At 65.1% G+C, this 23,209-nt stretch carries 26 protein-coding genes and 1 pseudogene; 19 read left to right on the forward strand and 8 right to left on the reverse strand.

All coding sequences use genetic code 11. The annotated features are described in order from the left end of the window. Nucleotides 1-28: 28 nt before the first annotated feature. Nucleotides 29-1,225 (reverse strand): lycopene cyclase family protein, encoded by a 1,197-nt coding sequence (locus ACV7NQ_RS22310; protein WP_463361427.1) that lies wholly within the window; start codon nucleotides 1,223-1,225, stop codon nucleotides 29-31. Nucleotides 1,226-1,335: 110 nt separating this feature from the next. After that, nucleotides 1,336-1,812, reverse strand: coding sequence for a hotdog fold domain-containing protein (locus tag ACV7NQ_RS22315; protein ID WP_463361428.1), 477 nt, complete (start codon nucleotides 1,810-1,812; stop codon nucleotides 1,336-1,338). Nucleotides 1,813-2,333: 521 nt separating this feature from the next. Here ACV7NQ_RS22315 and rpsJ point away from each other — a divergent pair. The 16 genes from rpsJ (at nucleotide 2,334) to ACV7NQ_RS22395 (ending at nucleotide 12,979) form a co-directional block, all read left to right on the forward strand. After that, nucleotides 2,334-2,639, forward strand: a complete 306-nt coding sequence (gene rpsJ, locus ACV7NQ_RS22320; protein ID WP_003938093.1) for a 30S ribosomal protein S10 — start codon at nucleotides 2,334-2,336, stop codon at nucleotides 2,637-2,639. Nucleotides 2,640-2,655: 16 nt separating this feature from the next. Beyond that, nucleotides 2,656-3,321, forward strand: coding sequence for a 50S ribosomal protein L3 (gene rplC / locus ACV7NQ_RS22325; protein WP_463361429.1), 666 nt, complete (start codon nucleotides 2,656-2,658; stop codon nucleotides 3,319-3,321). Continuing rightward, on the forward strand, nucleotides 3,318-3,992 hold the full coding sequence (gene rplD, locus ACV7NQ_RS22330; RefSeq protein WP_463361430.1) for a 50S ribosomal protein L4: 675 nt from the start codon (nucleotides 3,318-3,320) through the stop codon (nucleotides 3,990-3,992). Before rplC ends, rplD begins: the two co-directional genes overlap by 4 nt. Further along, on the forward strand, nucleotides 3,989-4,294 hold the full coding sequence (rplW, locus tag ACV7NQ_RS22335; protein WP_030522697.1) for a 50S ribosomal protein L23: 306 nt from the start codon (nucleotides 3,989-3,991) through the stop codon (nucleotides 4,292-4,294). Before rplD ends, rplW begins: the two co-directional genes overlap by 4 nt. A gap of 33 nt (nucleotides 4,295-4,327) precedes the next feature. Continuing rightward, nucleotides 4,328-5,167 carry a 50S ribosomal protein L2 gene (gene rplB / locus ACV7NQ_RS22340; RefSeq protein WP_463361431.1) on the forward strand — a complete coding sequence of 280 codons (840 nt, stop codon included), beginning with the start codon at nucleotides 4,328-4,330 and terminating at the stop codon, nucleotides 5,165-5,167. An 18-nt stretch (nucleotides 5,168-5,185) separates the two neighbouring features. After that, nucleotides 5,186-5,467, forward strand: a complete 282-nt coding sequence (gene rpsS, locus ACV7NQ_RS22345; protein ID WP_019045020.1) for a 30S ribosomal protein S19 — start codon at nucleotides 5,186-5,188, stop codon at nucleotides 5,465-5,467. Further along, on the forward strand, nucleotides 5,464-5,892 hold the full coding sequence (rplV, locus tag ACV7NQ_RS22350) for a 50S ribosomal protein L22 (RefSeq protein ID WP_463361432.1): 429 nt from the start codon (nucleotides 5,464-5,466) through the stop codon (nucleotides 5,890-5,892). Before rpsS ends, rplV begins: the two co-directional genes overlap by 4 nt. After that, nucleotides 5,893-6,702, forward strand: a complete 810-nt coding sequence (gene rpsC / locus ACV7NQ_RS22355) for a 30S ribosomal protein S3 (protein ID WP_463361433.1) — start codon at nucleotides 5,893-5,895, stop codon at nucleotides 6,700-6,702. Nucleotides 6,703-6,705: 3 nt separating this feature from the next. Further along, on the forward strand, nucleotides 6,706-7,122 hold the full coding sequence (rplP, locus tag ACV7NQ_RS22360) for a 50S ribosomal protein L16 (protein ID WP_463361434.1): 417 nt from the start codon (nucleotides 6,706-6,708) through the stop codon (nucleotides 7,120-7,122). After that, entirely contained in the window at nucleotides 7,122-7,361 is a 240-nt protein-coding gene (gene rpmC, locus ACV7NQ_RS22365; RefSeq protein WP_328409156.1) for a 50S ribosomal protein L29, read from the forward strand. The genes rplP and rpmC overlap by 1 nt, the downstream gene beginning before the upstream one ends. A gap of 156 nt (nucleotides 7,362-7,517) precedes the next feature. After that, nucleotides 7,518-7,787, forward strand: coding sequence for a 30S ribosomal protein S17 (gene rpsQ, locus ACV7NQ_RS22370; protein WP_463361435.1), 270 nt, complete (start codon nucleotides 7,518-7,520; stop codon nucleotides 7,785-7,787). Nucleotides 7,788-7,947: 160 nt separating this feature from the next. Next, complete coding sequence (locus tag ACV7NQ_RS22375) at nucleotides 7,948-8,184, forward strand: DUF6364 family protein (protein WP_463361436.1); 237 nt, start codon at nucleotides 7,948-7,950, stop codon at nucleotides 8,182-8,184. A 20-nt stretch (nucleotides 8,185-8,204) separates the two neighbouring features. After that, nucleotides 8,205-8,609 carry a PIN domain-containing protein gene (locus ACV7NQ_RS22380; RefSeq protein ID WP_463361437.1) on the forward strand — a complete coding sequence of 135 codons (405 nt, stop codon included), beginning with the start codon at nucleotides 8,205-8,207 and terminating at the stop codon, nucleotides 8,607-8,609. 181 nt (nucleotides 8,610-8,790) lie between these two features. Further along, entirely contained in the window at nucleotides 8,791-9,966 is a 1,176-nt protein-coding gene (locus ACV7NQ_RS22385) for an MFS transporter (RefSeq protein WP_463361438.1), read from the forward strand. 257 nt (nucleotides 9,967-10,223) lie between these two features. Further along, a complete protein-coding gene (locus ACV7NQ_RS22390) occupies nucleotides 10,224-10,697 on the forward strand; it encodes an EXLDI protein (protein WP_463361439.1) in 474 nt (157 codons plus the stop codon). A 44-nt stretch (nucleotides 10,698-10,741) separates the two neighbouring features. Beyond that, nucleotides 10,742-12,979, forward strand: a complete 2,238-nt coding sequence (locus tag ACV7NQ_RS22395; RefSeq protein WP_463361440.1) for an MMPL family transporter — start codon at nucleotides 10,742-10,744, stop codon at nucleotides 12,977-12,979. Nucleotides 12,980-13,055: 76 nt separating this feature from the next. Here the strand turns inward: ACV7NQ_RS22395 and ACV7NQ_RS22400 are convergent, their stop codons facing one another. From ACV7NQ_RS22400 to ACV7NQ_RS22425, 6 genes and pseudogenes are all read right to left on the reverse strand, one after another. Beyond that, nucleotides 13,056-14,801 (reverse strand): hypothetical protein, encoded by a 1,746-nt coding sequence (locus tag ACV7NQ_RS22400; protein ID WP_463361441.1) that lies wholly within the window; start codon nucleotides 14,799-14,801, stop codon nucleotides 13,056-13,058. A gap of 90 nt (nucleotides 14,802-14,891) precedes the next feature. Next, nucleotides 14,892-15,340, reverse strand: a pseudogene (locus tag ACV7NQ_RS22405) (VOC family protein). Between the two features lie 18 nt (nucleotides 15,341-15,358). Then, a complete protein-coding gene (locus ACV7NQ_RS22410) occupies nucleotides 15,359-16,129 on the reverse strand; it encodes a lysostaphin resistance A-like protein (RefSeq protein WP_463361442.1) in 771 nt (256 codons plus the stop codon). Nucleotides 16,130-16,420: 291 nt separating this feature from the next. Next, entirely contained in the window at nucleotides 16,421-17,350 is a 930-nt protein-coding gene (locus ACV7NQ_RS22415) for an RluA family pseudouridine synthase (RefSeq protein WP_463361443.1), read from the reverse strand. An 18-nt stretch (nucleotides 17,351-17,368) separates the two neighbouring features. Further along, a complete protein-coding gene (locus ACV7NQ_RS22420) occupies nucleotides 17,369-17,842 on the reverse strand; it encodes a TIGR03667 family PPOX class F420-dependent oxidoreductase (RefSeq protein ID WP_463361444.1) in 474 nt (157 codons plus the stop codon). 211 nt (nucleotides 17,843-18,053) lie between these two features. Further along, nucleotides 18,054-20,087: a M13 family metallopeptidase gene (locus ACV7NQ_RS22425; protein ID WP_463361445.1), complete on the reverse strand. Its 2,034-nt coding sequence runs from the start codon at nucleotides 20,085-20,087 to the stop codon at nucleotides 18,054-18,056. Between the two features lie 321 nt (nucleotides 20,088-20,408). On the opposite strand from ACV7NQ_RS22425, the gene ACV7NQ_RS22430 reads away from it, so the two are divergent. The 3 genes from ACV7NQ_RS22430 (at nucleotide 20,409) to rplX (ending at nucleotide 23,209) form a co-directional block, all read left to right on the forward strand. Continuing rightward, on the forward strand, nucleotides 20,409-22,280 hold the full coding sequence (locus tag ACV7NQ_RS22430; RefSeq protein WP_463361446.1) for an ABC transporter ATP-binding protein/permease: 1,872 nt from the start codon (nucleotides 20,409-20,411) through the stop codon (nucleotides 22,278-22,280). Between the two features lie 241 nt (nucleotides 22,281-22,521). Then, a complete protein-coding gene (rplN, locus tag ACV7NQ_RS22435) occupies nucleotides 22,522-22,890 on the forward strand; it encodes a 50S ribosomal protein L14 (protein WP_463361447.1) in 369 nt (122 codons plus the stop codon). A 1-nt stretch (nucleotide 22,891) separates the two neighbouring features. After that, nucleotides 22,892-23,209: a 50S ribosomal protein L24 gene (gene rplX / locus ACV7NQ_RS22440; RefSeq protein WP_150404095.1), complete on the forward strand. Its 318-nt coding sequence runs from the start codon at nucleotides 22,892-22,894 to the stop codon at nucleotides 23,207-23,209.

Below are 23,209 nucleotides of genomic sequence, written 5' to 3' on the forward strand. Positions count from 1 at the left end.
ACGAAGGCGTTGCCGCCGGGCTCGGGTGCTATCCGATACGGGGTTCGGTGCGTTCGGAGGACTCGGTGAAGTCGTAACCCAGCCAGCGGTTGCGATTGGTCCAGCCGACGAGGTCGTAGCGCCAGTGGAAGGGCCAGGTGTGGGCGACGGTGTTGACGAGGACCGCGCCGAGCGCGGTGTAGTCGTCGTGTGCCGAGAGCAGGGCGCGTTGGCTGCGGGGTGAGGCGGTGAAGAAGGCATCGAACATCGAGATCGACTGTTCGGTGGTCAGACGGCCGAGTCCGAAGAGGCCGCGCATGCGCATCCAATAGGTCAGTCGCGCCTGCCAGGGCCATAGCTCGGCGATCGGGTCGCGGCCCTGTTGGATGGCGATGACGGCGGTATCGACGAGGGCCAGCGAATCGGCGACGCTGTAGCCCGTGCAGGGATGCATCATGCCGCCACGGGCGCCGAACGGGATCGCTTGGGCCGTGCCCTTTTTCGGCGGCGGCTGGTCCAGCGGGTAGTGCGCGGCCTCGCTGGGCTCGGCACCGGTGAGCGTGATCCCGTGCGCGGCAAGGCGGCTCAGCGTGCGCTTGCGTAGTTCGTGTTGCGGCATGCCACCCCGCAGACCGAGGCTGGTTTCCTCGAAGATCACCGTGCCGTCGCCGAGCGGGACGGCATACAGGAACGACGGCGGCTCGTCCGGCCCGGCGCCGTTCTCCGGCCGCCAATCCAGCAGCAGCCCTTCGCCTTCGGCGACCATCGGCGCCGCGGTCTCGGCGGCGACGAAGATGCCGTGTGCGCTCGCCGCCCGGCGCTGCCCGAGCGTCGGCAGCCCACGAGCGTCGAAAACCATTGCGGCCCTGAGGATTATGCCGTCGACGAGCTCTATCTCATTGGCATCGACCCGGGTGGCCCGCCCGGCGACGACGGTGGCGTCGTCGAGTGGAAGCGCGTGGCGCAGGCCGGACTTGGACAGCACGCAGTAGGGGCGCTCGATGCGATGCTCGGTGCTCGTCCACACCGTCGGCGCTTCGATTCGGGTGGCGATCGCGCTGGGCGGCAACCATTCCGGCAGCTCGTCGATCCAGCAGGAGAAGGTGGGCGGCCACAGCCGCTCCGGCCGCGGATCGACCGCGGTGACGGTGAGCCCGGCGCGCATCGCCCGGTGTGCCAGCGCCCGGCCGGTCGGACCGAGCCCGACCACGCAGAGATCGACATCCGGGACCGCGCTGGCACTCATACCGGCATTCAAACCGCCCCGACCACGCCGGCGCAACTGTCTGCGACACCGATCACCGCGTGTTCCCGAAGTCGCTCGCCCCGCCTCGGGAACACGGTGACCCGCCGGAGCTATTTGGGGGTGACCCAGGTGGTGATGTCGGCGTGCACGACCTCGAGGCCGTTCTTGTCGTAGATCGAGACGGGCACGACCAGGTCCTGCCCTTCGGTGATCGCCGTGAAGTCCGGAATCTCCGGCAGCTTCGCCACCGCGCGCAGCCCGGTCTCCGCCTTCGCCAGGTATTGCACGTTCATCGCCTTCGGAATCCAGCGATGCGTGCCTGGCACGGTGGCCTCGCTGAGCATGCCCATCGCGACCTCGGCCAGGTTGCACGCGGCGATGGCGTGATAGGTGCCCAGGTGGTTGTGAATGCCGAACCACTTCGGCGAGGTCACCTCACACAGTCCGGGCTCCAGCCGCACCACGCTCGGCAGCACCGTGCCGAAGTACGGCACCCGCGCCACCATGCCCAGCGAGAACAGGGTGTGCCCCAGCCGGTTGTCCGGCAGCTTCTTCCAGCCGCGGTACGTTGCGGTCTCGTTCGTCATGCCCGTATCTTACTCGTAAGTAAGTTTGGTGGCGATGCGGTGCCGATATCCTGTTCCGGTAGCGCGACGATCGCGGGGGCGCGCCCGGGATCCACCGCATGACCTGCACTGGGGGCGGCCAGAGCTGCTGCGGTGGGGGCGGATTTGAAGTCGTCGACGGCGTCGGGCATACTGTTCGGGTTGCCTTGCACCGGGTCATGCCTGTTCTTCGGGTTGTGGCGGGTGGCGAGGCGAGCAGTACCCAATCGTGTACCTCGCTGGGTTCCAGCGTGGGTACGTCCGGGACATTGTTCCGAAGCCTGAGGTGAATTTCGATTCCGGGGCAGAGGAATGAGCGGATGGGCGACACGCCCGACCGCGTGGACCGGAGAACCATGACAGATGAACAGCGGCGAGGATCGGGCGTGCCCGGTCGTGATCTCTTGCGAGACGTCTTCGTGTGTTCGGGCTGTGCAAATTGAGGGTGGTACGGAAGCCAGCTTCCGGATCACGAACGAAAAGCGGAGAAAAGGACACTTAGCGTGGCGGGACAGAAGATCCGCATCAGGCTCAAGGCCTACGACCACGAAGCGATCGACGCGTCTGCGCGCAAGATCGTGGAGACGGTGACCCGCACCGGGGCCCGTGTCGTCGGGCCGGTGCCGTTGCCGACCGAAAAGAACGTGTACTGCGTCATCCGTTCGCCGCACAAGTACAAGGACTCGCGCGAGCACTTCGAGATGCGGACGCACAAGCGGCTGATCGACATCCTCGACCCGACGCCGAAGACGGTTGACGCGCTCATGCGTATCGACCTGCCGGCCAGCGTCGACGTCAACATTCAGTGACGGGGACTCGCGAGACATGACTGACAACAAGAACAGGCCGGCGGCCGGCATCCTGGGCACCAAGCTCGGCATGACCCAGGTGTTCGACGACAAGAACCGCGTCGTTCCCGTGACCGTCATCAAGGCCGGACCGAACGTCGTTACCCAGATTCGCACCGTGGAGCGCGACGGCTACAGCGCCGTCCAGGTCGCTTTCGGCGCCATCGACCCGCGCAAGGTGAACAAGCCGGTTTCCGGTCAGTTCGCCAAGGCCGGTGTCACCCCGCGTCGCCACGTCGCCGAGATCCGCGTCGCGGATGCTTCCACCTTCGAGGTCGGCCAGGAGCTGACTGCCGAGGTGTTCGAAGAGGGCGCGTACGTGGACGTGACCGGCACCAGCAAGGGCAAGGGCTTCGCCGGCACCATGAAGCGTCACGGCTTCGCCGGTCAGGGCGCCTCGCACGGTGCGCAGGCCGTGCACCGTCGCCCGGGTTCCATCGGTGGTTGCGCCACCCCCGGCCGCGTGTTCAAGGGCATGCGGATGTCGGGTCGGATGGGTAACGACCGCATCACCACGCAGAACCTGTCGGTTCACAAGGTGGATGCCGAGAACGGCCTGCTGCTGATCAAGGGAGCGATCCCGGGTCGCAAGGGCAACGTCGTGATCGTCAAGAGCGCCGTGAAGGGTGGTGCGCACGCATGACCAGCGTCGAAAAGAAGGTCAACCTGACGCTGCCGGTCAAGGGACTCGGTGGCAAAACCAACGGCACCGTCGAGCTGCCCGCGGACATCTTCGATGTCACCGCGAACATCTCGCTGATGCACCAGGTCGTCGTCGCGCAGCTCGCTGCCGGGCGCCAGGGCACGCACTCGACCAAGACCCGCGGCGAAGTCCGTGGCGGTGGCAAGAAGCCGTACCGGCAGAAGGGCACCGGCCGCGCCCGTCAGGGCTCGACCCGCGCGCCGCAGTTCATTGGCGGTGGCATCGTGCACGGTCCGCAGCCGCGTGACTACAGCCAGCGCACCCCCAAGAAGATGATCCGCGCCGCACTGCGTGGGGCTCTTTCGGACCGGGCGCGTAACGAGCGGATCCACGTGATCACCGAACTGGTCGCGGGACAGACCCCGTCGACCAAGACCGCGAAGTCCTTCCTCTCCGAGCTTTCGGAGCGCAAGAAGTTCCTCCTCGTCCTCGGGCGTGAGGATGTCGCGGCCTGGAAGAGCGTGCAGAACCTGGAGTTCGTGCACCCGATCGCGCCGGATCAGCTCAACACCTATGACGTGCTGGAAAGCGACGAGGTCGTGTTCAGTGTGGAGGCGCTCAACGCCTTCGTGCACGGCCCGGCCGAGGCGGCACAGGAGGAGAGCAAGTGAGCACTATCGCCGACCCCCGCGACATCCTGCTGGCGCCGGTCATCTCGGAGAAGTCCTACGGACTTATCGAGGAAGGCACCTACACCTTCATCGTGCACCCGGATTCCAACAAGACGCAGATCAAGATCGCCGTCGAGAAGGTCTTCGGTGTGAAGGTGACCAGCGTCAACACCGCCAACCGTCAGGGCAAGCGCAAGCGGACCCGCTTCGGTTACGGCAAGCGCAAGGACACCAAGCGCGCGCTCGTGACCATCTCGGCCGACAGCAAGCCCATCGAGATCTTCGGAGGCCCGGTCGCGTAAGCGCCTGGGAATCCAGAAAGTAGAGAAGAACTCATGGCAATCCGTAAGTACAAGCCGACTACCCCCGGTCGCCGTGGCTCGTCCGTCTCGGACTTCGCCGAAATCACCCGGTCGACCCCCGAGAAGTCGCTGATTCGCCCGCTGCACAGCAAGGGTGGTCGTAATGCGCACGGTCGCATCACCACTCGGCACCGCGGTGGCGGCCACAAGCGTGCCTACCGTCTGATCGACTTCCGTCGGCTGGACAAGGACGGCATCCCGGCCAAGGTCGCTCACATCGAGTACGACCCGAACCGGACCGCGAACATCGCGCTGCTGCACTACGTGGACGGCGAGAAGCGATACATCATCGCGCCCAAGGGCATCCAGCAGGGCACCCCGATCGAGTCCGGCGCGACAGCCGACATCAAGCCGGGTAACAACCTGCCGCTGCGCAACATCCCGACCGGTACCACGATCCACAACGTGGAGCTGCGTCCGGGCGGTGGCGCGAAGATGGCCCGTTCGGCCGGATCCAGCATCCAGCTGCTCGGTAAGGAAGGCACCTACGCCACGCTGCGTATGCCCTCCGGCGAAATCCGCCGCGTCGACGTGCGCTGCCGCGCCACCGTCGGCGAGGTCGGCAACGCCGAGCAGTCGAACATCAACTGGGGCAAAGCCGGCCGTATGCGCTGGAAGGGCCGCCGCCCAACCGTCCGTGGTGTCGTCATGAACCCGGTCGACCACCCGCATGGTGGTGGTGAGGGTAAGACCTCCGGTGGTCGTCACCCGGTCAGCCCGTGGGGCCAGCCGGAAGGCCGCACCCGTAAGCCCAACCGCCCGAGCGACAAGCTCATCGTTCGCCGCCGCCGCACTGGCAAGAACAAGCGATAACAAGGAGGGAGTTAGAGAATGCCACGCAGTCTTAAGAAAGGCCCGTTCGTCGACGACCACCTCCTTGCGAAGGTGGACGTGCAGAACGAAAAGGGCACGAAGCAGGTCATCAAGACCTGGTCGCGCCGTTCGACGATCATCCCCGACTTCATCGGTCACACCTTCGCCGTCCATGACGGTCGCAAGCACGTGCCGGTGTTCGTCTCGGACAACATGGTCGGGCACAAGCTCGGCGAGTTCGCGCCGACCAGGACGTTCAAGAGCCACGTCAAGGACGACCGGAAGAGCAAGCGGCGATGAGCGAAGCGAAGAGCACACAAACACTGCTGACGACGCCACAGAACCCGACGGCTCGCGCGACCGCCAAGCACGTTCGCGTGACCCCGATGAAGGCTCGTCGTGTCGTGGACCTGGTCCGCGGCAAGCGGGTCGAGGACGCACTGGCGATCCTGAAGTTCGCGCCGCAGGCCGCGAGCGAGCCGGTTGCCAAGGTCGTGGCGAGTGCCGCGGCGAACGCCGAGAACAACCTCGGCCTCAACCCGGCCACGCTCGTTATCTCGACGGCTTACGTCGACGAGGGCGCGACCATGAAGCGGTTCCAGCCGCGCGCTCAGGGTCGGGCGTTCCGGATCCGGAAGCGCACCAGCCACATCACCATCGAGGTCGAGAGCGTTCCCACCGCCGGTGGATCCACTCGTAACCGCCGGAAGGGAGGGGCAAAGTAAATGGGACAGAAAATCAACCCCCATGGCTTCCGCCTCGGTATCACCACCGACTGGAAGTCGCGTTGGTACGCGGACAAGCAGTACGCGGACTACGTGAAGGAAGATGTCCAGATCCGTAAGCTCCTCGCCACCGGCATGGAGCGGGCAGGCATCTCCAAGGTCGAGATCGAGCGCACTCGTGACCGGGTTCGCGTCGACATCCACACCGCGCGTCCCGGCATCGTCATCGGTCGCCGTGGCGCCGAGGCCGATCGCATCCGCGCCGAGCTGGAGAAGCTCACCAAGAAGCAGGTGCAGCTGAACATCCTCGAGGTGAAGAACGCCGAGTCGGATGCGCAACTCGTTGCTCAGGGTGTTGCCGAGCAGCTGTCCAACCGTGTGGCGTTCCGTCGCGCGATGCGTAAGGCCATCCAGTCGGCCATGCGTTCGCCGAACGTCAAGGGCATCCGTGTGCAGTGCTCGGGCCGCCTCGGTGGCGCCGAAATGTCGCGCTCGGAGTTCTACCGCGAGGGTCGGGTTCCGCTGCACACGCTGCGTGCGGACATCGACTACGGCCTGTACGAGGCCAAGACCACCTTCGGGCGCATCGGCGTGAAGGTCTGGATCTACAAGGGCGACATCGTCGGTGGCAAGCGTGAGGTCACGGCTTCGGCCGCGCCCGCCGCTGGTGACCGCCGCGAGCGTCGTGAGCGGCCGAGCCGCCCGCGCCGGTCCGGTTCTGCCGGTACCACCGCGACCAGCACTGAGGCCGGGCGTGCCGCCACCGCCACTGCGGTTGCCGACGCCCCGGCAGAAAAGCAGGAGGGCTGACGCATGTTGATGCCTCGGAAGGTCAAGCACCGGAAGCAGCATCACCCGGGTCGTTCCGGAATGGCAAAGGGCGGCACCTCGGTCGCGTTCGGTGAATACGGCATCCAGGCTCTCGAGTCTGCCTACGTCACCAACCGGCAGATCGAGTCGGCTCGTATCGCGATGACCCGCCACATCAAGCGTGGCGGCAAGATCTGGATCAACATCTACCCGGATCGCCCGCTCACCAAGAAGCCCGCCGAGACCCGCATGGGTTCCGGTAAGGGTTCGCCGGAGTGGTGGATCGCGAACGTCAAGCCCGGTCGCGTGATGTTCGAAATGAGTTACCCCAATGAGGAGACTGCTCGTGAGGCCCTGCGCCGCGCGATGCACAAGCTCCCGATGAAGTGCAGGATCGTGACAAGGGAGGAGCAGTTCTGATGGCTACCGGAACACCGGCCGCAGAGCTCCGCGAGCTCACCGAAGAAGAGCTCGTCGCCCGCCTGCGTGAGTCGAAGGAAGAGCTGTTCAACCTGCGCTTCCAGATGGCGACGGGTCAGCTGGACAATAACCGTCGTCTGCGCGTCGTTCGTCACGAGATCGCGCGCATCTACACGGTCATGCGTGAGCGCGAGCTCGGTCTGGCCACGGCACCCGCTGGCAAGGGAGATGCGGCATGAGCGAGCGTAGCGAGCGAACAATAGGTACAGCCGAGCTCTCGGTCATGGCGGAGCCGAGCGTTAGCGAGGTGGAGGCATGAGCGAGCGTAGCGAGCGAACAATAGGTACAGCCGAGCTTTCGGTCATGGCGGAGCCGAGCGTTAGCGAGGTGGAGGCATGAGCGAGGTCAAGGAAGAGCGCAACAGCCGCAAGGTACGTGTCGGCTACGTTGTGTCGGACAAGATGAACAAGACGATCGTCGTCGAGCTGGAAGACCGTAACCGGCACAAGCTCTACGGCAAGATCATTCGCACCACCTCCAAGGTGAAGGCGCATGACGAGAACGAGATCGCCGGCATCGGCGACCGCGTCCAGCTGATGGAGACCCGTCCGCTGTCGGCCACCAAGCGCTGGCGTCTGGTCGAGGTCCTCGAGAAGGCCAAGTAAGGCTCTCATCTCGAGACTCTGAATTCGAGTCGAAGGCCCGCTTCCCATTTGGGAGGCGGGCCTCCGTCGTATCGCCCGTTGTCCCGGCCTCGGGACTCGGCCACACGATTTCAACGTGGACCACGTGATATCCTGTGGCATGGCGAAGCGGAATGTTACGGTGCAGCTAGATGAGGACGTGATCGCGCAGGCGAAGGTGATCGCGGCCAGGCGTGGAACATCCCTCAGCGCTCTACTGGCACGGCAGGTACGCGAACTTGCTGATGCCGATGACCGCTACGAGTCCGCGAAACGCCACGCGCTCCAGGCCATGGTGACCGCATCGGAGCGGGAAAGCGCAGGTGTCTACACCTGGCGGCGAGAAGATCTTTACGATCGGTGGGAACGGCGCCACTGATGAGATCCGACGCAACCTTCGTGGACACCAACGTCCTTCTGTATGCCTATGAGGCGGGGAACGACGTTCGCAATGAGATCGCGCGCGGAGTACTCGTCGACTTGTGGCAGCGCGCTGCTGGTGTGCTGAGCACACAGGTTCTGCAGGAGTTCTATAGCGTTGCCACACGCAAGCTCGAGCCTCCGCTGACTGCTTCCGAAGCCCGGAAGATCGTTGCGTCCTATAGCGAATGGTGTGCGATCGACATGGATCCCTTGGTGATCGTGAACGCGTCATTTCTCGAAGAAACGCACACCGTATCGTGGTGGGACGCGCTGATAGTCGAGGCTGCCGTCCAGTCCGGCGCGAAGTATCTGTTGTCGGAAGATCTTCAGCATGGCAGGAACTTCGCCGGACTCGAGGTGCGTAACCCCTTCGGGCAGTAAACCGATTCCGCCGACCGGGCTGGAGCTCGGCTCATCGGCTATGTTGTGTCGTGGGGAGCGGGTCTTCGTCGTTTCCCGAGGGGATGAGCTAGCGGCGTTGCCGCATAATCTGTTCCGGGTACCGACAGTGGCTGGAAAAATTTCTGGCGCATTGTCCGAGGGCCGTGAAAGGCTCGGTTGGGTGCGGTCCTATCAGGAGGTTCTGTCCAGTCCGGCGGTGCGCAACGTACTTCTGCTCGGGGTGCTGGTTCGCATACCTTTCTTCGCCGGGGCCGTACTGCTCGCGCTACATGTCGTGCAGACGCTGCACGGCTCTTACGTGCAAGCCGGTGCGCTGAGCGCCGTCGTCACCGGCTGCATCGCGGCGAGTGGGCCTTGGCGCGGCAGGTTGCTCGACCGGTTCGGGCTGCGTCGTACGATCGTGCCCTCGATCCTGGTGGGCGCCGTGTGCTGGTCGATAGCGCCGTTCGTCGGCTACGTCCCGCTGCTGGTGCTCGCGGCGATCGCCGGCCTCTTCGACATCCCGATCTTCGGCGTGGTCCGCCAGGCCGTCATCGCGGCGTCGACGGAGCGGAACCGGCAGCCCGCACTTGCCTTGGAATCGGTGTCGGTGGAGGCGGCGTTCATGATCGGGCCGGTGCTCGGCGTCGCCGCCACCGCCGTTTGGTCGACGATGGCGGTGCTGTTCTGTGTGCAGATGTGTCTGGTGCTGGCGGGCGTGCTCATGTGGCTTATGAATCCGCCGCTGCGCTCCGAAGGTCGACCGGACTCCTCCGTTGTCGTGCCGCGGCATGCATGGTTACGCATCGAGTTCGTAGCGTTGTGTGTCGGCGCGACCGCGGCCATCGGCGTGCTCGCGGCGTCCGAGCTGACCTTCGTCTCCGCCATCCGTGAGTTCGGTGCGCAGCGCTGGCTCGGCGTGATCCTGGCGATCTGGGGTTTCGGCTCGCTGGTCGGCGGACTGCGCCGACCCATCTCGACGTATGTCTTGCTCACCGGTCTCGGAGTGACCACCCTCCCCATGGCCTTTGCCGACGGGCCGATATTCCTCGGTGCGGTCGGCTTCCTTTCCGGACTGCTCTGCGCGCCGACGCTCACCGCGTCCGTCGACCAACTGAGCCGCATCGTGCCCGAAGCCGGACGCGGCGAGGCCATCGGCTGGCACGGCGCCGCCATGACCCTCGGTAATGGCATCGGCAGTTCGCTCGCGGGCATCGCTATCGACGCGGGCGGTTTCCCGGCGGGCTTCGCCGCTGCGGCCGCCCTCGGGGTCGGAACGGGCGTGGTGTTGGCGCTGATTGTCGGTGTGGCGGGCCGGGCCGCGGCGTCGGTCGAGGTGCTCGAAATGACCAAGTAATCACTCGGGTGATACTCGGCTGTCGACGGAGGCGGCCGCGGAGTATCGGTATCGGTCGCACCTGTCGTTGGGGATTGCGGCCCAGGTCTTGCGTTATACGTATACATCTACTTATAGTTGGTCCGGACGGGGTGAGGCGGATGAGCAGGTCCACGTCGCCGGAAACGCAAGATCACCACGTAGCGACGGGACCGAACGGGTACCGCCACCGGTAGTTTGATGCATAGTTGCGCATTTGTTTATGAAATGAGGGGAACATGTCCACTGATACGCAGAATCCGACCGGCTCGGCCGACGCCTCGGCCGAGGAGCACCAGACGGCCGGCGGTATCGATATGCAGAAACCGGATCCGGAGGAGTTTCACGAGGTGGTGCTGAAGGTCGGCCCCGGTGGCGCTCGGCAGCAGCGCTTCTTCGGGCGGCTCGTCGGTGAATCGCGGCAGATCACCAAGATCCGGATCGAGACGATCCGGGTTTACGTGAGTCGTAAAGGCAAGTACGTGCTGCAGGAACAGCAGTCCAACTGGGCGGACCTCTCGGAGATGGCGAGCTGGCTCAAGGACTGGAAAAACTGGCGCGGCGCGCTCGGCGCCAAAGACATCGGCTGGGGTGACTACACGGTGGAGGTGCTGGATTCGGTCGAGGAGTTGCGCGACCGGGTCCCGGAGCGGATCTACCACGCACCCGCCGATACGGCGCAGCACCCCTACATCGACGACCTCGACATCTGAGCTGCCAGATCTGACCGTTCAGATCTCGAAAGGACTTCTCCGACATGTTCGCTCGACTGGGACGCCTGGCCGTCCACAATCCTTGGAAGGTGATCGGCCTCTGGCTGCTCATCACCATCGCGGTGGTGGTTTCGGCGCCGAAACTCACCTCGACCACCGACCAATCAGCCTTCCTGCCCTCGCATTACGAGTCGATTCAAGCGCTGGAATTGCAGCAGCAGGCATTTCCGCAGAGCGCGACACCCGCCGCGATTATCGTGTTCGAACGCGCCGACGGTGCACCATTGCACGACGAGAATTCGGCCGACGTCGCGGCGATCGCATCGAAGCTGAATGACGCAAAGATCAAGGACGTCACCGGAATTCAGGTCGTGCCGCCCGCGGCGAATCGACTCGTGCAAATCGCTGCGGTGCAGATGACGAAGGTCACCAGTGCGGGTGACACCACCCAGGGCGACGCGGTCAAGTCACTGCGTGACGCACTGCAGGCGCAGGTGAAGGGCACGGACCTGAAGGCGGGCATCACCGGTCAAGCGGCACAGACGCTGGACCAGCAGGAGTCCGGCACCAAGGGCATGGCCATCATCGGCGTCGCCACGATCGTGCTGATTCTGGTGCTGCTGCTGGTCATCTTTCGTAGCCCGGTAATCGCGTTGCTGCCGGTTATCGTGATAGGTGGGGTCTCCAGCACCGTTGGCGGCTTGATTGCCATGGTGAGCAAGGCTTTCGACCTCGAGGTGGACAGTTCGGTGAACTCCATCCTGCTGGTCGTGCTGTTCGGTGTCGGCACCGACTACATCCTGTTCCTGATGTTCCGCTACCGCGAGCGCCTGCGGGCGGGCGAGGATCCAAAGACGGCCATGGTCAGCGCCGTCACCAGGGTCGGCGAGGCCATCACCTCGGCTGCGGGCGCGGTGATCATCGCGTTCATGGCGCTGACGTTGTCCACCCTCGGCATGTTCCGCGCGCTGGGTCCGGCGCTGGCGATCGCCGTCGCAGTGGCGCTGCTTGCCGGGCTCACCCTGGTCCCCGCCATTGTTTCGCTGTTGCGTACCAAGGTGTTCTGGCCGTCGAAGGCGTGGCAGGCCGAGCCGAAGGGCGCTCGGTTCGCCGCGGTCGGTGCGGCGCTGGGGCGGCGCCCCGGTGCGTTCGCCGTGGTCTCCGGTGGTGTGCTGATCGCGCTGGGAGTGGTGGCTTTCGGATTCAATCCGACCTTCGATCTGAGTTCGGGCTCGACCTCGGATACGTCCGAATCCACCGTCTACAGCAAGGAATTGCTGAAGGGCATGCCCGCCGGAGCTACCCAGCCCTCGGATGTGCTGCTCCGCTCGACCAATGGTGCAGCGCTGACCGCCGATCAGCTTTCGGCGTACCGCGTTGCACTGGAAGGTATTCCGGGTGTCGGCCAGGTGGCGCAGCCGCGACCTTCGGAGGACGGGACCATCGCCGACTTCCAGGTGACGCTCGCGGCCGCGCCGGAATCGGATGCCGCGCTCGACACGGTTCGCGGTCCGCTGCGGGACATGGCGCACTCGGCGGCCCCGGCCGGATCGACGGCCGTCGTGGGTGGTATTACCTCGGTCTTCGTGGACTTCCAGGCCGCGATGAACCACGACTACACCATCGTGTTCCCGGTCGCGGCGATTCTGATCATGATCGTGCTCGCACTCCTGCTGCGCAGTGTGGTCGCACCGTGGTACCTGATGGCCTCGGTATTCCTCGGTTTCGCTGCGACTCTCGGCGCCGCCGTGCTGGTTTTCCAGCACTTCCAAGGCAATTCGGGCCTGATCTTCACGCTCCCGGTGATCATGTACCTGTTCGTAATCGCGCTCGGCACCGACTACAACATCCTGATGGTCGCCCGTCTCCGTGAGGAGGCCCGCGAGGGCCGCGACCCACGTCAGGCCGCAGCTCTCGGCGTGCACCACACCGGCCCGACCATCGTGGCCGCTGGCGTCATCCTCGCGGGCACCTTCGCCTCGATGATGTTGGCGGGCAACAACGTCCTTTCCCAAATGGGCTTCGCCATCTCGGTCGGCATCGCGATCGCCGCCTTCGTCATGGCGATGTTCTTCACCCCCGCGATTACCGCACTGCTCGGCCACCGCGCCTGGTGGCCCGGCCACGGGGATCGGGGTCAGCAGGACGGCGGCTCGAACGGCGGTGCATCCCGCGGCCAGCACTGGTCCTCGGACAAGTACTACGCACCGCGCAACGGCGACGCCGAGCAGGCGCCGGCCGGTAGCGCGAGCCGGTGGGGCTGGTCGAACAGCGGGGAGTGACGCCGGTAGTCGACAACGAAAGGGCCGCCCGGCTCGGAACATTCCGAGCCGGGCGGTCCTGTTGTCGTTTCGGCGCTCAGCTGACGGCGTAGGGGCGGCGGACCTTGCGAGCGGATTCAAGGGCTCGGGACACGACGGCGCGGGGGACGCCTACCTCGTTGCCGATGCCGATGGGGGTCCAGGATTGGTCGGCGAGGGTCAGGATTTCGGCGAGTTGTTCCACGGGGAGGGTGGACAGGCCGCGTTCGGCGATTTCCCGTGCTACTGCCCAGACTTCGACGTCGTCGAGTTCGGCGACGATCTCGTCGGTCTCGGAGATGAGGGCGTCGGCGGAGAAGGCTTGGACGGTTTCGTTGATCACGTCGACGGAGTTGCGGCGCGGAAACCGACGCTCGTCGTCGGCGGGAGGTTCAGGGTCCGCGGCGACAGAGCGGTCGTCGGTTGCGGGTCGATCAGCGCTCGCCGAGCGCTCGGAGTAGTTGTGCGGCTGCGGCCTCCGGCGGTCGGCCTCGGGAGCAGGCTCTTCGTCGACAGGTTGTTCATCGGTCGTCGTGCGCTCGGTGTGATTGCGGGGCCGCGACTTCTGGTCGTCGGACTCGATCGAACGTTTGTCGGCATCAGGTCGTGCGGTGCCGGTGCGTCGTTCGACACCGTTGCGAGACTGTGGCTTACGAATGTCGGTAGGGGCGCCCGCCGCCGGTGCGGTGTCCCCGGAACTCGGCGCAGCGGCGGTATCGGCGATCGGCTGCTGGCCGTTGCGCCGGGTGAGTGGGACCGCGCGCAGGGGATAGCCGACAGTCGAATCGAGCCCCTCCGGCGTGGAACCGTTGCGGCCGACCGATGCTGGAGCTTCGGCGGGCGATTCGACCGGGGCCGGAGCGATGAGTGTTTCGACTTCGCGGGCCGCGAGCAATTCGAGAAGGTCGGCCGGTTCGTCCCGGGGGATTGCCGCAACGGGGGTAGCGACTCGGCGACTGGGCTGGACAATGGGCGCATCGTTCGCGTCGACGACAGGTGCGCTGTCGATGAGCAGGGCATACCGCGCCGAAACCCAAGCATGCAGCCAGATTACGACGCCGACCATCACCGGTGCGATCGCATATTCGGCGGCTCGGCCGAGCGCGCCCGACGCTAGATGCGGGCCCGCGTTGAGGGCGATGGTGGTGCCGAGCAGAGCGGTTTCGAAGAAGATGACCTTGCCACGGGCGAGTTCGCGACCCCATCGGGCGGCGGTCGTCGCGGCCACCATGATGGTGATGATCGGGATCGAAATCATCGCCTCTATGCCGTAACTCAGCCAGTACAGCGGGTCGGTCATGTCGCCGCTCGGCACCAGGTTGTGCTGCACGTTCACCCCGGCCCACACCATGCCGAGCACGACGACCGCGATCAGTGCGCGCGAAGACCATTCGGCCCGCCGGTACAGCTGGGCAAGTCGCGCATCCTGATTCGACACCCGCCGCCGCGCCGCGAGCGCCCGCCGATGCCAGCGCGCGTCGGCATCGTCGGCCTTGCGAATGGCGGCCGCGGTGCGCCGGTCCCGCTCCTCGGCCTCGAGCTCGTCCTCGACAGCCCGCCGCCGTTGCACCCGCCGCTGCGCCCGAACCCATTCCGCGAGTTCACGTTCCGCCGCGATCTCTTTATCGGACAGCACCGCCAACAGCGCCGCATCGTGCTGCAATGGCAATTTGCCGCGCGCGGCCGCCACCCGCTGCGCCAACGCGGCGATCTCGGAACTGGCCATTTCGGAGTTGGTGATATCAGAGGCGGTGATATCGGAGCCGGGGATATCAGAACTACTGGTCGACAGTCCGTCGCGCATCGCGAGCCTTCCGGGGAGCAGGTGCCGTGAGACCTACTTGCTCGAACATATGTGTGATCGCAGTGAGACTAAACCGACATCTGTCCGTGGTCAATGCCGACTTCGAACAAACACTCGAATGGCAAGGTCACGCGCCCGGGTGGCTTCAGGGTTCCTGTGACAGACCGCTTCCAACGCGATGCCGTCGGGGCCGGTCCAGAACGTGGCGTAATAGGGCGGTGGGTATTGGGGGAATTCCTGTGGGGTGTGGATGATTTCGTCGCGTCGGGTGGCTGCCCAGGGGTGCACTCGGTCGACGGCGCCGCGGGTGGGCAGCATGAACGCCAGATGCGGGAGGCCGGGGTTGCTGCGCGAGTAGCCGGGCGATTCAGCGGGGTAAAAGAAGAGGTAGGTGCCTATTTGCCGTTGGCGGGGCGATAGGCGAATTGGGTGTTGTCGCGCAGCAGGGGCTCGTAGTCGAGCAGTGGCATCAGTTCGTCGTAATAGCCGTGGGCGGCAACGAGATCGCCGACATTGATGCCGAGGTGTCCGAGGGGCATATTCGGAATTCAGCCCGATCAGGTCAGCGTGGTGTGCCAGACGATGGCGGTGGCGAGGGCGCCCGCGCCGTTGACCGACCAGTGCAGGGCGATGGGAGCGAGCAGGCTGCCGCTGCGGCGACGCAGCCAGGTGAAGACCATGCCCGCGGCGGCGGTGGCGACGACCGCGAGCAGGATGCCGATGATCTGGCCCGCGGGACCGCCGCCGAAGAATCCGGTCAGGCCGCGGTTGCTGCTGGTCAGGCCGAGCGATGAGGCGATGTGCCACATGCCGAACAGCAGCGAGCCCGTGGCGAAGACGCCGCGGGCGCTGTAGACGCGATCGAGGGTGCCGTGCAGCACGCCGCGGAATGCCAGTTCCTCGGGGATCGCCGTCTGTAGCGGGATCACGATCATCGATGCGATGAGTGCGCCGGAAATGGTGGCATAGCGGTCGGCCAGGAAGAATGGCCGGGTGATCGGCAGTGCCGCGCCGATCGCCACGACGACGAGCACCAAGCCCGCCGCGGCCAGCGCGTAGACCGAGCCACGTCGCCAATGCTCGGGGGACAGGCCAAGCTCGGACCAGCCGAGCCCGCGGCGTCTAACCAAGGCGAGCAGCGCCACGGCGGCCAGCGGGACGGTCACGATGCTCGCCCACGCGGTGGTGAAGTGGGCAACCAGATTGGTGCCTGCCAGGACGATCACGACAACGGTCACGTCGAGATAAGCATGCAGCTTGTGGCGGTGCGGAGCCGCTTCCTCGAAGTCCTGTTGAAGCACCCGGCCCAGTGTACGGATCGGCGACATTCGCGCCGACGGCAAAATTTGGACTGGTCGACCGGACATTTGTCGTCGATGTACCCGGATCCGCAGCGGTCTATCACCCGTGAGCCCGGCAATGTCCGACTTGTGTGGTGTTCCGGCGGTGCCGATAGCCATGTGACCAATCTGACGGGAACGTGTTTCATTCTTTCCTCGAAACCGAGCCTCCGGGAACTGGACGGTCGCTAGAGTTCGCTCATGCGGGGTCGTGAGAAAGCCGCGCCCGACGCGACCTGAGCCACCGGGTCGGGCGCGGGCCGGCTGACTCCGGTGCTGTCAGCCGGCCCACTTCTCGGGCTCGGTCCAGGCTTGCAGCGTGCGCGTGGTGTCGAAGCGACGCGGCTCGCCGGTGATCGGGTCGGTGAACTCGAGTGACGCGGCGAGCAACTGCAGTGGCTGGCTGAAATCGTCCACCGGCTTGTCGGTAAGCACCGGATAGAAGTCGTCGCCGAGGATCGGGATGCCGAGACCGTTCATATGCAGCCGCAGCTGGTGGGTACGGCCGGTCAGCGGGCGCAGCCGGTAGCGGCCCCACCCGTCGCGGTGCTCGAGCAGTTCGATGCACGTTTCGGCATTGGGTGCACCGGCCACCTCCTGCGCGGCGAGCACCTGCTTCTCCTTGATGATCCGGCTGCGGACCGTGCGCGGTAGGTCGAGCTCGGGATCGAACGGCGCGATGGCCTCGTACTCCTTGCGGACCGTGCGCTTGTGGAACATCGTCTGATACGCGCCGCGCAGGGCCGGATTGATCACGAACAGAATCAGTCCCGCGGTGACGCGATCGAGTCGGTGGGCGGGTATGAGATCGGGCAGGTCGAGGTCGCGGCGCAGCCGGACCAGCGCGGTCTGCAGGATGTGCTTACCGCGCGGGATGGTCGCCAGGAAATGCGGTTTGTCGACCACAAGCAGGTCGTCGTCGCGATGCACGATGGTGATCTCGAACGGCACCGCAGTCTCGTCGGGCAGATCGCGATGGAACCACACCGCACCACCGGGTACATACGGTGCGTCGGGCGCGATCGGACCCGCGAGATCGACGATGCCACCCTCGCGCAGCAGCTGATCGATCCGCGCCGCGGGCACCCGGGGTAGCCGTTCGATCAGATGGTCACGAACGGTCGCCCAGTCGCCCGCCTCCGGCATGCGGAGGCGGGCCGGATCCAGGCCGTGCCGCTTGGGCAACGGCGGCTGCTGCCGCCTTCTCATCAGGAAGGACAGTAGTCGTCAGAATCCGCGCAACCGGTCCGGGGTGACGCGCACAAGGACCGAGTATTCGGCGTAGAACTCTTCCTCGGTCATCGAGATATCAACCAGCCCCCTGGTGTATTTCTCGGTGAAGGCGGACTTCTCGGCGGCGGTGGCGCCGGCCTCGTCGATGCGGGCGGCGCCGGTAAGGACGACGACATCGCCGCCGGTTTCGGTGCTGTTGAGATTCAGTGCGACGCGCGGATTGCGGGCGATATTGCGCAGCTTCGCCTTGTCGGTCTGACTGAAGATCAGAAATTCGCCATCCTGCCAGCGGAACCAGACCGGGTTCGGATGCGGGGTCCCGCTGGGACCGACGGTGGTCAGCCAGACAACGTGTCCGCTGTCGAGGCGTGCGGCGACTTTGGCGCCGAAGTGGGTTGTGGTATCGACGACGGGCGTGGCGGAGCGATCGGATTCCGTTGTGGTCATAGCGGTTGCCAACGCCGTCACACCTGAGTCGATTCCGCGAGGGCGTCGATGTGCCGGACCGCGGTGAGTAACTGCTCGGCGGTGTCGAGGAGTGCGTCTTCGCGGGCCGTGCCTGCCGCATAGCGGCGGGTCATGGGGCCGCGCGCGACCCGAGCCGCGCCCAGCGACCCTCTGGGGCAGGGCAAAGAAGCCCGGCGCAGCGTCCGGGCTTCTTTGCCAACGGTGCGACGTTTTAGAAACTGACGCGCTGATTCTCCGGCAGGAACAGCTTGTCGCCTTCCTGCACGCCGAAGGTGTTGTAGAACTCCGCGAGATTTCCCACCACCTGATTGCAGCGGAACTCGTTGGGGGAGTGCACATCCTGCAGCAGCGCAATGGTGGATTCCTGGGTCTGCTTCTCGCGCCAGCTACGCGCCCAGGACAGGAACATCTGCTGGTAGTCCGGATCCTTGCCGTCGCGCTGCGCGGCGATCCGGTACGCCGCCAGTGCGATCTGCAGTCCGCGCAGATCGGCGAGATTTTCGCCGACGGTAAGCGCGCCCTCGACATGGTATTTGGGATCGAGGCCGTCGGGGACCAGGGCGTTGTACTGCTCGATGAGCTGCTTGGTCTTGGCCTCGAACGCGGCCATGTCCTCGGTGGTCCACCAGTCGCGCCGATTGCCGTCGGCGTCGTACTTTGAACCCTGGTCATCGAAGCCGTGGCCGATCTCGTGGCCGATGGTGGCCCCGACCGCGCCGTAGTTGACCGCGGTCGTGGCGTCCTTGTCGAAGAACGGCGGCTGCAGATAGGCAGCGGGGAAGGTGATCTGGTTGTTGGCCGGGGAGTAGTAGGCGTTCACGGTCTGCGGTGACATGCCCCATTCGGACTTGTCGACCGGAGTGCCGAGCCGGTTGAACGCCTTTTTGGAATCGAAAGCGTTGACCGCGCGCAGGGATTCGACCAGTTGGCCCCGGGTGATCTTCAAGTCGGAGTAGTCGTCCCACTTGTCCGGGTAGCCGATCCTGGCCTCGATCTTGTCGAGCTTGACGATGGAGGCTTCCCTGGTCGACTGCGACATCCACGTGGAATGGGTGAAGTTGTCCCGGTATGCCGTCATCAGATCCGCGACCATCTTCAGGGCGCGATCCTTCGCCTCCGGCGGAAAGTGCTTGGCGACATACAGTTTTCCGACTTGGTCGCTGAGATTCTCATCGAGGACGCCGACCGCCGACTTCCACAGCTCCGGTCGTTGGTCCAGCCCGTTCAGCACCTTGCCGACGAAGTCGAACCGTGCGTCGGCGATGGGCTTGGGCAGGAAGCGGGCGAAATTCGCGATGACGCTGAGGCGCAGATATTCACGCCACACGGCGATATCGACATCGGCCCACAACTGGGCCGCCCCGGTCACGAAGGAAGGCTGCGCGACCACGATCTGGTCGAAGAGCTGGCGTGGCCGGTCGGTATTGCCCGCCATCCACGGATCCCAGTCGAATTGCGGTCCGAGCACGGTCAATTGGGACCAGCTCATCAGGTTGTAGGTGGCGTCGGTATTGCGGTTGCGCACGCTGTCCCAGTGCGCGGCCGCGATCTTGGTTTCCAGATCGAGCACCCGCTGCGCCATCCAGGGCGGATCGGCGAAGCCGGCGCCCGCGGCCATCCGCTCCAGATAGGTCTTGTATCCGGCGAGCTGTGTCGCATACTCGGGCTTGCGATAGTACTGCTCGCCCAGGCCGAGACCGGACTGGCTTATCGTGGGGATGTACTTGGTGGAGTCCTTCCGATCGATGCCGACGCCGATGCCGATCAGACCCGAGATGGGCAGCTCCGCCATCACCTTGGCCAGATCGGGCTTGGCCGCGGCGCCGTCGATCTTGGCGACCAGATCGGCCAGCGGGCTCATCCCGAGCCGTTCGATGGTGTCGAGGTCCAGCCTGGCGTCGTAGAGATCGCGAATCTGCTGCGCCTCGGAGCCCGCCTTCGGGTCCTTGATGCCCTCGATGATCTCGCGCAGCTGCTGCTGGGTGCGATCGGTGGCCTCGCTGATCGCGCCGACGGCGGCCTTGTCCGGCGGTAGCTGGTAGTCGCGCAGCCACTTGCCGTTGACATGTCGATACAGATCGTCCTGCGGCCGGATCGCATCATCGGCGCCGCCGAGATCGACGCCGGCGAGCTGTACCTTTTCCTCCCGCGTGCAGGACACCAGCGCGGCGGCGGCCGGAACGACCCCGAGCGCGACCAGAAAGGCACGACGATCAAGCAGGACCTTACGACTGGATGATGTCACGACTGATCCTCTCCAAGAGATGGTGGCGCCTGGCCAGCACGGTCACCGCAACCGACGTCCACCGTTGCCCCGCTCGAACCGACTTCCTCTGCATATCCTCCGCCATCGCGGCCGGATCACCGGGTATGCCCACGGTTATCGCCCCTTAGGGCGCGTCCTGCCGACGCCGGCCCGGCTCGGTGTCCGGTCCGTACGCCCAATTCACTGTAAAGACAGTGCGATGGTCTGGTTGTGCGGCTCAGCCCCCCGCTCGGCCGCGGCGTTGCCTCGTCGCCCGGCGTCTCGCGCCGTGCCGCGTTAGACTTCGCCGGCTTTGCCGGGATGGGATTGGGAGCTAGCGTGGACGCGTCAAGGGACTGGAGCAACGAGCTCGTTGCGTCGTTGAAGTGGTTACTCATCACGTTCTCGATAACCGCGGTCGCGTTCACCGTGATCGTCGCGCTGTTGCTGACCCTGACCAAGTGGGGGCGCCAGTTCTGGTCCGTCACCGGCGACTACTTCAAAGGCCCTGGCGCTTGGCGGACGATTCTGTTCATCGCGGTGCTGTTGCTTATGACGGTCTTCGCGGTTCGGATGAACGTGCTGTTCTCCTACCAGGGCAACGACCTGTACAACGCCCTGCAGGAGGGCGCGGGAGCGCTGGCCCAACACAACCCGGAAACGCTCGGCGCGGCGAAGACCGCGTTCTGGAACGCGGTGCGGCTGTTCGCGGTGCTCGCCACGATTCACGTCGTGCGCGCTCTGCTGTACTACTACGTCGGTCAGGCATTCGATATTCGATGGCGGCTGTGGCTAACCGAGCGGGTCACCGTCGATTGGTTGGACGACCGTGCGTTTTACCGTGTCCGGTTCATCGACGACACGATCGACAACCCCGACCAGCGTGTCCAAGAGGACATCACCAACTTCGTTCAGAATTCCCGGCTGTTGTCGATGGGTGCGGTCACCGCCGTTGTGTCGGTGTTCTCCTTTGCCAAGATCCTGTGGGATCTGTCCGGCCCGCTCACTATCCTCGGCACCGAGATCCCCCGGGCGATGGTCTATCTGGTCATGGTCTACGTGCTGGTCGCGACGATTGTGGCGTTCTGGATCGGCCGCCCGCTGATCCGATTGAACTTCCGGTACCAGGCGGCGACCGCCAACTTCCGCTACGCGCTGGTGCGGCTACGCGACAGCGCCGAGAACGTCGCGTTTTATGGCGGCGAGGGAGTCGAAAAGCGCGGGTTGCTCGGCCGATTTACCGAGGTGATCCGGGCATACTGGGGCATCGTATTCCGGACTCTGAAATTCAGCGGCTGGAACCTGGCCGTCGATCAGACGGCGGTAATCTTCCCGCTGGCCCTGCAGGCGCCGCGGTTCTTCTCCGGCGCGATCAAGCTCGGCGGCGTGACGCAGACGGCGACGGCATTCGGCCAGATCCACGACTCGCTGTCGTTCTTCCGAGAGAACTACGACACGTTCGCCGCGTACCGCGCATCATTGATCCGTCTCGGCGGTCTGATTGCGGCCAGCGACCAGTCGCGCGACCTCCCGAAGATTTCAATGCGGAGCCTGGACAACGCCGTGGAGTTCGACAAGATCGACGTGCGCAAGCCCGACGGTGCGATCCTCATCGATGACTTGAACCTGCGTCTCGACCCGGGCGACGCCCTGGTGGTGAAGGGTCCGTCCGGCAGCGGCAAGACCACACTGCTGCGCACACTGGCGCAAATGTGGCCCTATGCCGACGGCGAGATCCGTAGGCCCGAGGGCAACGAAAGCCTGTTCCTTTCGCAGATGCCGTACCTGCCGCTGGGTGACCTGCGCACCACTGTCGCGTATCCGGCTCGGCCCGACGATATTTCGGACGATGTGCTGCGCGCGACGCTGACCAAGGTGCACTTGGGTCACCTGGTGAACCGGCTCGACGAGGAAGCCGACTGGGCCGCGATCCTGTCCCCAGGCGAGCAGCAGCGCATCGCGTTCGCGCGCATCCTGCTGATCAAGCCGAAGGTGGTGTTCCTGGACGAGGCCACCTCAGCCGTGGACGAGGGCCTGGAGTTCTCGCTCTACACTCTGGTCCGCACCGAGGTGCCGCGAACCATGCTGGTCAGCATTGCGCACCGCAGCACTGTGGATCAGCATCACACCCGGCGCCTGCAACTTGGTGGGGATGGCCCGTGGACCCTCGAGCCGATCGCGGTCAAGGCTTGACCAGAGGCTAATCGCGCACTGGGGTTGTGATATCGACCCCCGATTTGGGCCGACCTGCGGATTCCCCTACACTAGACCGGTTGCCTGCGGGAGCTATGCCCGCAATCCGGCCACGAACCCCCAGTGGTTGATCTATCGGATCATCGAAACCGCTGGCAGGCGCGCGTTCGGGTGGTAGCACGACCATGCCCGTCGGGTCGGCAATCCGGCGTGCGTATACATCCAGGTCAAGGAGGCTGAAGTGATTCAGCAGGAGTCGCGACTGCGCGTCGCCGACAACACGGGTGCGAAGGAAATCCTCTGCATCCGCGTTCTCGGTGGCTCGTCCCGTCGCTATGCCGGTATCGGCGACATCATCGTCGCCACTGTCAAGGACGCCATCCCGGGCGGCAACGTCAAGCGGGGTGAGGTCGTCAAGGCCGTCGTCGTGCGCACCACCAAGGAGCGCCGCCGTCCGGACGGTTCCTACATCAAGTTCGATGAGAACGCTGCCGTGCTCATCAAGGCGGACAACGATCCGCGTGGTACCCGCATCTTCGGCCCGGTCGGCCGTGAGCTGCGCGAGAAGAAGTTCATGAAGATCGTTTCGCTGGCCCCGGAGGTGCTCTGACATGAAGGTGCACAAGGGCGATACCGTGCTCGTCATCTCGGGTAAGGACAAGGGCGCGAAGGGCAAGGTCATCCAGGCCTACCCGGAGCGGAACCGGATTCTGGTCGAGGGCGTGAACCGGATCAAGAAGCATGTCGCGAACTCCACCAACCAGCGCGGCGCCTCCTCGGGCGGCATCGTGACCCAGGAAGCTCCGATCCACGTTTCCAACGTGATGATCGTCGACTCCGATGGCAAGCCGACCCGCGTCGGCTACCGGACCGACGAGGAGAGCGGCAAGCGGGTCCGGATCTCCCGTAACAACGGGAAGGACATCTGA

It is taken from the genome of Nocardia sp. Tas62D01, from assembly GCF_055232035.1.

Coding starts and splice junctions, on each gene's coding strand:
- ACV7NQ_RS22310 (WP_463361427.1), bottom strand. CDS start 1,225: ATGAGTGCCAGCGCGGTCCCGGATGTCGATCTCTGCGTGGTCGGGCTC.
- ACV7NQ_RS22315 (WP_463361428.1), bottom strand. CDS start 1,812: ATGACGAACGAGACCGCAACGTACCGCGGCTGGAAGAAGCTGCCGGAC.
- rplC (WP_463361429.1), top strand. CDS start 2,656: ATGACTGACAACAAGAACAGGCCGGCGGCCGGCATCCTGGGCACCAAG.
- rplD (WP_463361430.1), top strand. CDS start 3,318: ATGACCAGCGTCGAAAAGAAGGTCAACCTGACGCTGCCGGTCAAGGGA.
- rplB (WP_463361431.1), top strand. CDS start 4,328: ATGGCAATCCGTAAGTACAAGCCGACTACCCCCGGTCGCCGTGGCTCG.
- rpsS (WP_019045020.1), top strand. CDS start 5,186: ATGCCACGCAGTCTTAAGAAAGGCCCGTTCGTCGACGACCACCTCCTT.
- rplV (WP_463361432.1), top strand. CDS start 5,464: ATGAGCGAAGCGAAGAGCACACAAACACTGCTGACGACGCCACAGAAC.
- rpsC (WP_463361433.1), top strand. CDS start 5,893: ATGGGACAGAAAATCAACCCCCATGGCTTCCGCCTCGGTATCACCACC.
- rplP (WP_463361434.1), top strand. CDS start 6,706: ATGTTGATGCCTCGGAAGGTCAAGCACCGGAAGCAGCATCACCCGGGT.
- rpmC (WP_328409156.1), top strand. CDS start 7,122: ATGGCTACCGGAACACCGGCCGCAGAGCTCCGCGAGCTCACCGAAGAA.
- rpsQ (WP_463361435.1), top strand. CDS start 7,518: ATGAGCGAGGTCAAGGAAGAGCGCAACAGCCGCAAGGTACGTGTCGGC.
- ACV7NQ_RS22390 (WP_463361439.1), top strand. CDS start 10,224: ATGTCCACTGATACGCAGAATCCGACCGGCTCGGCCGACGCCTCGGCC.
- ACV7NQ_RS22395 (WP_463361440.1), top strand. CDS start 10,742: ATGTTCGCTCGACTGGGACGCCTGGCCGTCCACAATCCTTGGAAGGTG.
- ACV7NQ_RS22400 (WP_463361441.1), bottom strand. CDS start 14,801: ATGCGCGACGGACTGTCGACCAGTAGTTCTGATATCCCCGGCTCCGAT.
- ACV7NQ_RS22410 (WP_463361442.1), bottom strand. CDS start 16,129: ATGTCGCCGATCCGTACACTGGGCCGGGTGCTTCAACAGGACTTCGAG.
- ACV7NQ_RS22415 (WP_463361443.1), bottom strand. CDS start 17,350: ATGAGAAGGCGGCAGCAGCCGCCGTTGCCCAAGCGGCACGGCCTGGAT.
- ACV7NQ_RS22430 (WP_463361446.1), top strand. CDS start 20,409: ATGGGATTGGGAGCTAGCGTGGACGCGTCAAGGGACTGGAGCAACGAG.
- rplX (WP_150404095.1), top strand. CDS start 22,892: ATGAAGGTGCACAAGGGCGATACCGTGCTCGTCATCTCGGGTAAGGAC.